Origin of the sequence: Longimicrobium sp., from assembly GCF_036399255.1 — a bacterium.
In the GTDB taxonomy this organism is placed as follows: domain Bacteria; phylum Gemmatimonadota; class Gemmatimonadetes; order Longimicrobiales; family Longimicrobiaceae; genus Longimicrobium.
Window position 1 is genome coordinate 29546 of the sequence record NZ_DASWNM010000016.1, and the last position, 11981, is coordinate 41526.

At 67.8% G+C, this 11981-nt stretch carries 9 protein-coding genes; 6 read left to right on the forward strand and 3 right to left on the reverse strand.

Annotated elements, in window-relative coordinates; genetic code table 11:
• Positions 1–68: 68 nt before the first annotated feature.
• Both VGC13_RS01260 and VGC13_RS01265 read right to left on the reverse strand, forming a co-directional pair.
• Positions 69–1931 carry a tetratricopeptide repeat protein gene (locus VGC13_RS01260; RefSeq protein WP_331123372.1) on the reverse strand — a complete coding sequence of 621 codons (1863 nt, stop codon included), beginning with the start codon at positions 1929–1931 and terminating at the stop codon, positions 69–71.
• Positions 1855–2355, reverse strand: a complete 501-nt coding sequence (locus tag VGC13_RS01265; RefSeq protein WP_331123373.1) for a phosphatidylserine decarboxylase — start codon at positions 2353–2355, stop codon at positions 1855–1857. Before VGC13_RS01265 ends, VGC13_RS01260 begins: the two co-directional genes overlap by 77 nt.
• Before the next feature lie 128 nt (positions 2356–2483).
• On the opposite strand from VGC13_RS01265, the gene VGC13_RS01270 reads away from it, so the two are divergent.
• Together VGC13_RS01270 and VGC13_RS01275 are read left to right on the forward strand one after the other, a co-directional pair.
• Positions 2484–3839 (forward strand): pitrilysin family protein, encoded by a 1356-nt coding sequence (locus tag VGC13_RS01270; RefSeq protein WP_331123374.1) that lies wholly within the window; start codon positions 2484–2486, stop codon positions 3837–3839.
• A complete protein-coding gene (locus VGC13_RS01275) occupies positions 3829–5154 on the forward strand; it encodes a pitrilysin family protein (RefSeq protein ID WP_331123375.1) in 1326 nt (441 codons plus the stop codon). Before VGC13_RS01270 ends, VGC13_RS01275 begins: the two co-directional genes overlap by 11 nt.
• Positions 5155–5780: 626 nt before the next feature.
• Here VGC13_RS01275 and VGC13_RS01280 read toward each other — a convergent pair.
• The gene (locus VGC13_RS01280) at positions 5781–6089 is read right to left on the reverse strand and encodes a hypothetical protein (RefSeq protein ID WP_331123376.1); all 309 of its coding nucleotides are present in this window, start codon (positions 6087–6089) and stop codon (positions 5781–5783) included.
• 221 nt (positions 6090–6310) lie between these two features.
• Here VGC13_RS01280 and VGC13_RS01285 point away from each other — a divergent pair, with 221 nt between their 5' ends.
• From VGC13_RS01285 to VGC13_RS01300, 4 genes are all read left to right on the forward strand, one after another.
• Positions 6311–7321, forward strand: a complete 1011-nt coding sequence (locus VGC13_RS01285; RefSeq protein WP_331123377.1) for an L-threonylcarbamoyladenylate synthase — start codon at positions 6311–6313, stop codon at positions 7319–7321.
• Between the two features lie 244 nt (positions 7322–7565).
• Positions 7566–8360, forward strand: a complete 795-nt coding sequence (locus VGC13_RS01290; protein ID WP_331123378.1) for a VOC family protein — start codon at positions 7566–7568, stop codon at positions 8358–8360.
• Positions 8361–8628: 268 nt separating this feature from the next.
• Positions 8629–9615: a hypothetical protein gene (locus tag VGC13_RS01295; RefSeq protein ID WP_331123379.1), complete on the forward strand. Its 987-nt coding sequence runs from the start codon at positions 8629–8631 to the stop codon at positions 9613–9615.
• 376 nt (positions 9616–9991) lie between these two features.
• Positions 9992–11956, forward strand: a complete 1965-nt coding sequence (locus tag VGC13_RS01300) for a DUF885 domain-containing protein (protein WP_331123380.1) — start codon at positions 9992–9994, stop codon at positions 11954–11956.
• Positions 11957–11981 lie beyond the last annotated feature (25 nt).

The window sequence follows — 11981 nt, forward strand, 5'->3', positions numbered from 1 at the left end:
CGCTACACCGATTAACGGACGCACGCCAAAGGCCTGATTTGTACTGCGAACAAGACAATGTCACCTTCTCACGATTGTTGCAATGCTGCCAGCGAGGTGTGCAATGTTTCAACACGATCATCTTTAGTTCCGAGACGTTCAAAAATCAGCAACGCCTCTCGCCAAGCTGATTGTGCGTCGCTCACCTGACCACGCTTATTATAGAGCTCTCCCATAAGAAACAGTGAAACTGCAAGTCCCTCGGGGCGCCCCAGCTTACGATTTATATCTATGCTTTTTTGAGCAACATCTTCCGCAACCTCCAGTTCTCCTCGACCCATATGCACAGCCGCCAAATTGCCATATGTATCGGCAATCCCGTCTGGAGAACGGAGCGATTCATATATGGATAAAGCCTTCCCATACATCTGCTCCGCGATGACAAAATCCTCGCGTTCGCAGTAGACATTTCCTAGATTGCTGTATGCTCCTGCCATGCCATCAGAATTCCCTAGCCGTGTGTACATATCCAGCGCTTTCCGCTGCATCTCCTCAGCGGCACTGTAGTCACCCTTAGCGGCATATAGGTTACCTAAGTTTCCTTGGGCGTTCGCAATCCCACTAACCTGCCCCGCCTCTTGGAAGATCTGCAAGGCTTTGCTATATGCATGCTCAGCTCCCGTCACGTCGCCACGCGTCAACAAAATGTTGCCGATACCCAGAGATGCGTCAGCCACGCCTTTCATGTTACCCGTATCCTCCATCACCTTCAGTGCGCGTTGATACATTCGTTCTGCATCTTCAACTTCTCCGCGGGCGAGCAGCACTGAACCGAGTCCAATATAAGCTTTCCCAATACCCTTAGGGCGGTTAGCCTGTCGATTCGTTTCGAGTGATTTTTGGTACATCGCTTCCGCATCCCCAAATTCACCCCGAGCCAAAAGAACATTTCCCAATCGCCCAAAACTATCCGCAATACCCTCTGGTACACGCAACCGTTCAAATGATTGTAGTGCACTTTGAAACAGCGACCCAGCAACGTCTAATTCTCCTCGTTCATAATGAACGTTTCCCATGTTCAGCCGAGCCGTTGCCCCCGTTGCTTCGTCACCTTTTTCAAGAGCAACTTCCTCAGCTCGGCGGTACATCTCCGCCGCTTGTCCGAGCCGACCTTCCCACTCCAGAAATTTTCCATACGCAATCAATGTCTCAGGATCACCACCACGAACAGCGAGTCGGGCGAAGATTGCCTCAGCGTCAGTGCGGTTTCCGCTGTCAGCAAGTGCATTCGCTTGCTCAACGAGTTCTTCATCGGCGACCGGGGGGGAATGGACGAGCTTTGTTGAATCCGATGCCGCAATGGAGTTTACTACAGCGGAAGTGATTGAAGTCGATCCTACGGAGCTTCGCTGGGGTTGCTCGAACTGACGTAGCCAAGCAGACAAATGCACGCGAAGAAGATCTTTGAAGGCGCCAAGTTCATCAAACGTCTGATATAAGTGATCCTTATTAGTCTCCAGCTTCTTGCGAAAATCTTGCACCTTCTGGAGTTGAGGACCGGGGTCCCCCAGCTTTGCAACGTCAACAGCCTTAAAGAGTACTACCATCTCACGCATATGAGATTTTTCATCGCGCAGACATTCCAGCGCGACATAGAATTCTTCTTCTGTACCACACGTGTAGAGACCACTCGTGTCGGTGGGCTGACCCCACCTATCCCAGAACATCACAAGGCAGTAGTCACATTGCTTCAGTTCGGAATTGATCATGCTCTGAGGACGGCCGTAACCGCCGCGCGTGTACTCCCAGCCGATCGGAATAAAAACAGCACCCCTGTGAAGGGCATCGGAATAATTAAAATGCTCCAACGTATCTCTAAATGCTTTCCGCTCTGCGTCGAGACCGCCAGGAGACGCGATAAAGACCCTGAAGGCAGTTATATTCGAAGGCATGCTTTTTCTCCCATTCAGAAATGCGGTATAGTATCTTGGCTCTCATCCGTCGAGATAGATACGCCACGGCGCTTCTTTCAACAAGTGTTCTAACAATCTGATGGTTCACTAGCGGCCCGTCCACCGGCGACGCGACGGTGGCGGGGTCGGCGGGCCACGACCGCACGCCGTCCTTGAGCTTGCGGGTAAAGAAGCGGTTGAGGGTGGGATACGCCTCCAGCGGCAGCTCCGCCTCGGACGGGTCGGCGCCCACGGCGCGGGCAAAGGCGCCGAGCACGGCGGGGCGCAGCGCGGGCGGGATAGGCGCGTCCGCCAGCCGGCCGAAGCCGCGGCTGAAGGCGCCCTGCGGCAGCCGCTTGAGCAGGCTGAGCGCCGCGCGCCAGCGGAGGTTCGGCAGATCGGGCGATTCGTCGGAACGATGCATGCTCAACGGCAAATGCAGGCGGCGCGCCGGAGGGGGCGCAGGCGCCGCGTGGGTGTTACATTCCGCGCCGCCCGCACGGCGGGCCACGGAATACGGGAACGCATCAATCCAACGAGACGAAAACAGGCTTGAGCACGACGTCCTCATCCGCCGCCGCGCTGCGCATCGAATGCCGCACGCACGTGCTGCGCAACGGAATGCGCGTGGTGGCGCACACCGATCCCGGTGCGCCCATCGTCACCGTCCACCTGATGTTCCGCGCCGGCAGCCGCGACGAGGCGCCGGGGCGCACGGGCCTGGCGCACCTGCTGGAGCACCTGATGTTCGAGGGCAGCCAGCACGCGCCCAAGGGCCACTTCGACGACGTGCTGGAGCGCGTGGGCGGCACCAACAACGGCAGCACCTGGCTGGACCGCACCAACTACTACGTCACCCTGCCCTCCACCGCGGTGGAGCTGCCGCTGTGGCTGGAGCGCGACCGGATGGCGTTTCAGCTCCCCATGCTGACCGAAGAGGTGCTGGAGCTGCAGCGCGGCGTGGTGATGAACGAGCGCAAGCAGGCCTACGAGAACCGCCCCTACGGCCTGGCCGACGAGCGGCTGCACGAGATGCTGTTTCCGCCCGGCCACCCGTACAGCTGGCCCACCATCGGCTACATGGGCGACCTGGAGCGGATGACGCTGGACGACGCGCGGGGATTCTACTCCACCTACTACACGCCCGGCAACGCGGTGCTGGTCTTCGCGGGCGACGTGGAGCCCGAGCAGGCGTTCGCGCTGGCGGAGCGGTACTTCGGCGACCTCCCCGGCGGGCCGGCGCTGCCGCCCGCCCCCGCGCCCCAGCTGCCGCCCCCGCCGCGCCAGCCGCGCGCCACGATGGACGACGACGTCTCCTTCCCGCGCATCTACCACGCCTACGCGGTGCCCGCCTACGGCACGGACGACTGGGTGGCGCTGGACACGCTGGCGTACCTGCTGGCGGACGGCGACAGCTCGCGGCTGCAGCGGGCCCTGGTCCGCGACGGGCGGCTGGCGCAGGACGTGGACAGCTACCTGTGGCCCACGGCCCTCTGCGGCCTGTTCGGCATCGTGGCCACGGCGCGGTCCGAGATCGATCCGGAGATGATCGAGGAGGTGATCCGCCGCGTGCTGGACGACGTGGCGCGCGACGGCGTGGCGGAGGACGAGCGGACAGGCGCCATCAACCGCGTGCGCCGCGACCACGTGGGCCAGCTGGCCACGGTGGAGGAGCGCGCCGATTCGATCGCCTTTGCCGCCACGGTGCTGGGGGACGCGGAGGAGCTGAACCGCATCCTGGCCACCTACGCCACGGTGACGGTGGACGACCTGCGCCGCGTGGCCGCGGAGTACCTGACCGCCGACCGCGCCGCCACGCTGGTGGTGCTGCCCAAGGCGGACGAGGACGAAGGCGACGATCAGGATGACGACGAGCGCGACGAGGAGGAGGTGCGCGATGCCGCATGAATCCGCCATCGCCGTCCTGCCGGCGCCGGTCCCCGGTCCCCCGCCCCGCCCCCGCGTGCCGAAGCCGGTGCGGTGGACGATGGAGAACGGGCTGCGCGTGGTGGCCGTCCAGAAGCGCGGCATCCCGCAGATCGTCCTGCGGCTGGTGATCCCGGCCGGGGGCGCGTCGGACCCGGCGGAGCACCCCGGCACGGCGGCCTTGGTAGCGCACCTGCTCACTGAGGGCACGCAGTCGATGACGGCGGACGAGCTGAACGCGCGGCTGGACCTGCTGGGCGCGGCGGTGCACGCCAGCACCGGCCACGACTGGGCCGAGGTCGAGGCGGTGCTGCTGACCGACACCATGGACGAGGGGATCGCGCTGATGGCGGAGGTCGCCACCCGCCCCTCCTTTCCCGAGGCCGAGACGGAGCGCGTGCGCGCCGAGTCGCTGGACGCGCTGATCGCCCGCGAGGACGAGCCGGCCAACGTGGCGGACGACCGTGCGGCGCTGGAGGTGTTCGGTCCGGACCACCCGTACGGGCACCCCTCGTTCGGCACGGCGGCGGGGATCGCGTCGGTGCCGCGCGAGGCGCTGGCCGCCTTTCACGCCGCGCACTACCGGCCGCGCGGCTCGTTCCTGGTGGCGGCGGGGGACTTCGACCCGGACGAGCTGCGGGCGCGGCTGGACGCGGCGTTCGGCGCGTGGACGGGCGAGGTGGCGCGCGTCGCCTACCCCGCCGGCCCGCCGGCGCCCGCCCGCGCGGGGCAGGACGTGGTGGTGCCGTGGGAAGACGCGGCGCAGTCGGAGATCCGCATCGTGGGGCCGGGGCTGGACCGCCGCTCGCCGGACTGGCTGGCGGGGTCCGTCGCCAACTACGTGCTGGGCGGATCGACGATCACGGGGCGGCTGGGCGCCAACCTGCGCGAGGACAAGGGGTGGACGTACGGCGTGCGCTCGTCGTTCCACGCCGGGCAGGCGATCGGCGGATGGGGCGCGGACACGGCGGTGGACGTGGAGGTCACGGCCGGCGCGGTGGGCGAGATGCTGGCCGAGATGCGGCGGATGGCCACCGAGCCGGTGCCGGACGACGAGATGCGCCGCGCCAAGGACGCCATGATCCTGTCGGTGCCGCGCGTCTTCGAGACGCCGGCCGGCATCGCCAGCCGGTTCGTGACCATGGAGGCGTTCGGGCTGCCGGACGACTACTGGGAGCGCTACCCCGACGCCCTGGAGGCGGTGACCGCCGGCGACGTGCTGCGCATCGCGCGGCAGTGCTTCGACCCGGACCGGCTGGTGCGGGTGGTGGTGGGCGGGGGGATGGGAGGGGACTGAGGAGTTCGGGGCGCGCGAAGGACTCCGGGGCTGCGTCGGCCGGCGCCCCCTCCGGGCTCGCATTACTCGCCCACCTCCCCCAAAACTGCTGGGGGAGGTTGGGGTGGCCGACAGATCGCGGGTGGTGGACGAAGGTCGAACTGCGTCCGCCGGGGTGCCCCTCCCCCGGCCCCTCCCCGTTCGTTCCTCACGGAGAGGGGTGACGCGCTCGACGGGCCGTCCGGAGCAGGATCGAATTCTCCTCTCCCCCATGCAGTTCATGGGGAAGAGCCCGAGGAGACGGGGCGTCTCGAGCGCCAGCTGGATGCCTGCCGTCGAGCCTCCAATCCCGGCGGCCACCCCAACCTCCCCCAGCAGTTTTGGGGGAGGTGGCGAGCCTAAGCGCGCCGGAGGGGGCGGCAGTCGTCGCAGTGGGAACCTTGCGGCAGCGCGTTCGAATTCTCCCCTCTCCGTAAGGAACGAACGGGGAGGGGCCGGGGGAGGGGCACCCGGCCGACGCAGTTCGATGTCCGTCGTCGAGCCTGCCTCGCCACAAACGGGTGCGCCCGCGAGGGGACGAATCCCCGCGCGGGCGCCGGTACTGCAAATCGGTTGAGCCGGTACTGCAAATCGATTGGGTGTGTCCGTCAGAACACGTTGCCGTCGCGTTCGCCGCGCCACACGGCGTCGTCGTCGGCTTCGTCGCGCACCTCCACCACTTCCATCACAGGCACGGGCACGTGCTGCGAGTAGCGCATCATCCCCTCCCACCCGCAGGCGGTGCACCAGCGGCGGCCCATGAAGCGGCGGATGGAGCGCGTCACCCGCTGGTGCAGCAGCAGCGTCTCGCCCCCGCAGCGGGGACAGTCGCGGCCGGAGGGCAGCAGGGCGACCAGCAGCGCCAGCGGTGCCAGCAGCATCACCACCCACAGCCCCGTCATGAACATCCAGAACATCGCGTCCTCCTTGCTGCCTTCCGGGGGTGGTCCCTGTTGAGCGCCGGTCCGGCCCACGCGGGCGGGTGCCTCACCGCCGCCGCCGCTCCTGCATCCATGGCTCAGGCAAACCCCGTACCCGTCCGACGGCAGCCGAACACGCCGTCTATTTGGGCCTGTTGCTTGCACTTGCACGGCGGCTTCATCCGCGGACAAAGCGGCCGCAGACGTCGGCTAAACGCATGATTCTGCTTCACATCGACCCCGCCAACCCGGACCCCGAGGCCCTGCGGCAGGCGGCGCGGGTGCTGCGCGGCGGGGGCCTGGTGGCGTTCCCCACCGAGACCGTGTACGGGCTGGGCGCGCACGCGCTGGACCCGGCGGCGGTGGGTCGCATCTACCAGGCCAAGGGCCGGCCGGGCTACAACCCGCTCATCGTGCACGTGGAGGACGCGGATGCGGCGCGCGCCCTGGCCAGCGCCTGGCCCGACGAGGCGGAGCGGCTGGCGGCGGCGTTCTGGCCGGGTCCGCTGACGCTGGTGCTCCCTAAACACGATTCGATCCCCGACTCCGTGACGGCCGGGCTGCCCAGCGTGGCCCTGCGCGTTCCGGCGCACCCGGTGGCGCACGCGCTGCTGCGCGAGGCGGGGATCCCCGTCGCCGCGCCCAGCGCCAACCGCAGCACCGAGGTGTCGCCGACGACGGCACGGCACGTGGCGCGCAGCCTGGGCGAGCGGGTGGACGTGATCGTGGACGGCGGCCCCTGCCCCGTCGGCATCGAGTCCACCGTGCTCAGCCTGGCCGGCCCCCGCCCCACCCTGCTGCGCCCGGGATCGATCTCGGTGGATGACCTGCGGCCCGTCATCGGCGAAGTCGCGCTCCCCTCCGCCGCGCCCAGTGCCACCGCCGCGCGTCCCTCGCCGGGGATGCTGGACCGCCACTACGCGCCGCGCGCCACCGTCCGCATCGTCCCGCCCGGCGAGCGCGCGCGGATGCTGGCGGAGGCCGCGGCCGGGGTGGATGAAGGACGGCGGGTCGGGGGATTGATGATGATGCATGCGGACGACCCGCGAATCAAGCCCGTGATCCGGATGCCGGACGATCCCGCCGGGTACGCGAGCCGCCTGTACGCCGCGCTGCACCAGCTGGACGACGCGGGCTGCGACGTGATCCTCATCGACCAGCCGCCGGACACCCCCGCCTGGGCCGGCGTGCGCGACCGCCTGCGCCGCGCCGCGACGGAGGCCCCGTGATCCTCACGCAGAGCGGCGGATACCCCGATCCTGAAAAAGAATAGTCGTACAGAGGAACAGAGTCAGACAGAGAAAGTGAGCTTGTATATCATCTTGGTTCCTCTGTCTGACTCTGTTCCTCTGTACCATAAAAGGTGTTGTTTTCCCGGATTCCGTATGAGGAGCAGATCGATCTCTCCGCTCCTCTGCTGCTCTGCGCGACACAATATCTCTTTGTCCTTCACTTCACCCGCGGAGGCTCCGCATGCCCCAGATGACAGCGCACCGCCCCGGCACCTTTTCGTGGGTGGACCTGGCCGCGCACGACGTGGACGTGGCGGAGCGGTTCTACACGCAGCTGTTCGGCTGGACGGCGGACCGCATGCAGTTTGGCCCCGACGCGGGCGACGTGTACGTGACGCTGCGGAAGAACGGGCGCGACGCGGCGGCGCTGTACGCCATGGATCCCACGCAGAAGGCGCAGGGAATGCCCTCCGCCTGGCTCTCGTACGTGACGGTGGAGAGCGCCGACGAGGCCGCGTCCCGGGCGCGTGTGCTGGGCGGAACGGTGCTGGCGGACGCCTTCGACGTGATGGACGTGGGGCGGATGGCGCTGATCGGCGATCCCGGCGGCGCCATGTTCGCCGCCTGGGAGCCCGGAAAGCACGTCGGCGCGGGGATCATGAACGAGCCGGGCGCGCTGTGCTGGAACGACCTGGCCGCGCGCGACATGGAGGGCGCGTCGCGATTCTACGCGGCGCTCTTCGGCTGGACGCCGCAGCCGGTGGCGGGGACGCCTCAGCCGTACACCAGGCTGATGAACGGCGACGCGCCGGCGGGCGGCGGCATCTACGCCATGCCGCCGGAGATGGCGGGCACGCCGCCGCACTGGGCGCCCTACTTTGCCGTGGAGGACGCGGACGCGTCCGTGCGCCGCGCGGAGGAGCTGGGGGCAGCGGTGGGGATGGCGCCGCACGACCTTCCCGGCGTGGGCCGCTTCGCCATGCTGCGCGACCCGCAGGGCGCCGAGTTCTACGTCATTCAGCTGGCGCGGCCGTAATCCTGAATTCCGCGGGATTTTTCCCTCCGCGCGCCTACCGAACGGCGGGAGAAAGCGTGGCGAAGCCAGCCGCGTGCGATTGTGACAAGTTTCGGTAGCAGAAGAAGTTGTGAAACTCTGCCGGGACCGGCCGCGTATTCGTCGCGCTCCCGTCATCGGGGGGAACGTCAGGCTGGCGCATTTGGGGCAAAGTACCTAAAATGGTGCCCGCGGCACACGACAATCCCACCCGTGGCCGCGACGATCACCTTGCAGGAATCCCCCTGAAATGAACGCACGAATCTCTTTCCGTAAGCTCGGCGCGCTTTCGGCGCTGGCGCTGGTGTTCAGCGCGGCGGCGGCGGATACGGCCGAGGCCCAGCTGGGCGGACGCCTGCGCGGCGCGGTGAACCGCGTGACCGGCGGGCGCGTCAGCCTCGAGCAGCTCACCGGGGGCAACCACCCCATCACCACCAGCCTGGAGCATGCGCGCTGGGCGGTGGATTCGCTCGACAACTTTACGCCGCGCGAGGCCAAGCGCAGCATGCTGGAGCTGCAGCGCACGCCCAACGGCGGCTTCGTTCTGCAGCCGGGCTACTGGGAGATGCACACCCAGAGCTACTGCCTGAAGGCCGGCACGCACGGCCCCGGCGGCGGCGACGGCTACCTGTTCGCCCCCACCGCCGGCCCGGCCGAGGACGCGGTGACCACCATCCTGCGCAACTCGGTGAACCACCCCGAGATCGCGCAGAGCGACATCCAGACGCTGCTGTGGGCCATCATCGCGCGGGCCAAGTTCGAGGACCTGTCGCCGCAGCACAAGGCGACGGCGTCGCGGCTGCTGACCCCGCAGCAGCTCACGGCGCTCAACCGCAGCGCGCTGGACCTGATCCCCGGCGACGAGATGGGCGCGCTGATGAACCGCGTGCCCGGCCCCGTGCGCCAGATCGTCGAGGCCGAGAACCAGCTGCGCCGCATGGTGACCGACCCGGGCGCCAGCTTTGCCGAGATGGAGCGCGTGGCGGTGCTGGCGGGCGCCGTGGGCATGGGCCCCGGCAGCCGAGAGGTGCCCAGCGGCCGCTGGTCGCTGCACCCGGACGGGTACTACGTGCGCTACGTTCCGCAGGGGTACAGCTACACGGTCACGCAGATCTGGGTGCCGCAGGGCAGCCCGGCGGTGGGCAAGGAGTACGATCCGGCGACGCACATCGCCGTCCCCGGCAACACCAGCCGCCAGCGCCTGGTGCAGTCCGGCCGCGCGCACCAGCAGAATTGACGCGTACGGCGGGTCTGGCGTGAACGAAGAGCGGGCCGGCATCGCAGTGATGCCGGCCCGCTCTCTTTCGTCGGTCCGGCTCCGTAACGAATGGCCCTGACAGGGAATAGGTAATAGGTAATAGGGAATAGGGAATAGGGAATAGCCGGCAACGGCGGGCCGGCATCCGGGTGATGCCGGCCCGCTCTTTCGTCGATCCGGCTCCGTAACGGATGGCCCTCACACGGAGTCAACGGAGTCAACGGAGTTAACGGAGTTCGCTCGCGGCGGGTCGGCTGATTTCGGGCGAAGGCTACTTGTGTCCGTGGGGCCGGGATGGCAGGATGTCGGGCATCCGGATCCCGTCGATCAAATCCCCCGCACCCCCCGATCCATCGTGGACAGACGCACCTTCATTGGGCACGGCGCGCAGGCGGCGCTGGCCTTCGGCATTCTTCCGCACGCGGAGGCGCTGGATGGGTGGGCGCGCCGCGCGGGGCAGCCGTCGGTCTTTGCCCAGCTGCGCGACCGCTACTTCGTCCGCACGCTGCACTTGAACCCCGTCACCGCCACCTACCTGGGCGGCGACGCGTACAGCCCGGAGCTTGGCGACGTCAACGCGCGGCTTCGCGACTACCGGCCGGCCGCGCTGGCGGCGGAGCGGGCGTTCTATCGGGAGATCAAGACGGCGCACGGACGCATCGACCCTTCCACACTGGCGCCGGAGGAATCCATCGACCACGCGGTGATGGGGGCGCAGCTCAACTTTATCCTGCACCAGATGGAGGACCTGCGCTACCACGAGCGCTCCATCGACACCTACGTGGCCGAGCCCTTTCGCGGCATCGACTGGCAGATCCAGCAGATGACGGACGCGGGTGGGGGGCTGCTGGGGACGGAAGAGGAGTGGGCGCGGGTGATCGCGCGGCTGAACGCGGTGCCCGGCTACCTGGACGCGGCGCGGGCGAACCTGCAGGCCGGCAAGGCGTCCGGCAACCTCCCCGACTGGCGGATGGTGGAGCGCGACGGCGTGGGCGGAAGCCGCAGCAACGCCGAGTACTTCCGGCAGACGCTGCCGGAGCTGGCCGCGCGCTACCTGGGCACGCGCCCGTTCGCGGCCGGCATCCTGGCGCGCCTTCGGCAGGCCGCCGGCGCGGCCGCGGACGCCTACGAGGGGTTCGCGGGATGGCTGGAGCAGATGTACGCGGGCGACCGCACCGACCGCTTTGCCGCGGGCGAGCGGGAGTACGAGTGGCGCGTGCGCAACAACCTGCGCGAGACGCGCGGCGCGGCCGAGCTGTTCGCGTACGGCCAGCAGCAGACGGAGCTGTACCAGGGGCGCATCTACACCGTGGCCGAGCAGGTGGCGCGCGAGGCGGGATTGAGCCTGCCCTGGGGCACGCGCGACGAGAAGAACGCCGGGGTGCGCGCGGTGATGGAGCACCTGGGCGGCGACTCGCCCGCGAACGACGACGAGCTGCTGCAGTGGTACGTGGACGCGGGAAAGCGCGCGGTGGAGTACGGCCGCGCGCGCGAGCTGTTCGACATTCCCGCCGAGTACCGGCTGGACGTGTACCCCACCCCGCCCGTGCTGCGCAGCACCATCGACGCGGCGTACTACGCGGCGCCGCCCTTCAAGACCTCGGGTGTGGGGCGCTTCTACCTTACGCCCACCGGCAACGACCCCGCGGCGCTGCGGCTGAACAACCGCGCGTCCGTGGCCGACACGGCCATCCACGAGGGTTTTCCCGGGCACGACTGGCACTACAAGTTCATGAGCCAGAACGCGCGCGGCATCAGCAACATCCGCTGGCTCACGCCCGGCGCGGTTGAGGACTCGGCCAGCATGTGGCAGGACTCCATGGCGGCCGAGGGGTGGGGGCTGTACGCCGAGGAGCTGATGAGCGAGGCGGCGCCCGGGCGGCCGTACGGCTTCTACACGCCGGGCGAGTACATGTACGAGCTGCAGGGGCAGCTGCTGCGCGCGGTTCGCATCGTGGTGGACGTGGGCATCCACACGGGGCGGATGACGTTCGACGAGGCGGTGGACTACTTTACCGCCAACGTCAACTTCTTCCCCAACGCCTGCGCCCGGGCGGAGTCGGATGCCGGGGCGCGGGCGGTGTGCGAGGGCGCGCGGCGGGCCATGTACCGCTACAGCAAGTGGCCCACGCAGGCCATCACCTACAACCTGGGCAAGAACGCCATCCTGGAGCTGCGCGAGGACTACCGCCGCGCCCGCGGCGACCGCTACACCGCCAAGGACTTCCACGAGCGGCTGATGCGCATGGGCACCATTCCCGTGGGCTACATCCGCGAGTACTTCCTGGCCCAGGCCAGCGACTGCGCCGGCTGCGTCTGAGGCTTCGATCGACGCAGATCGGGAC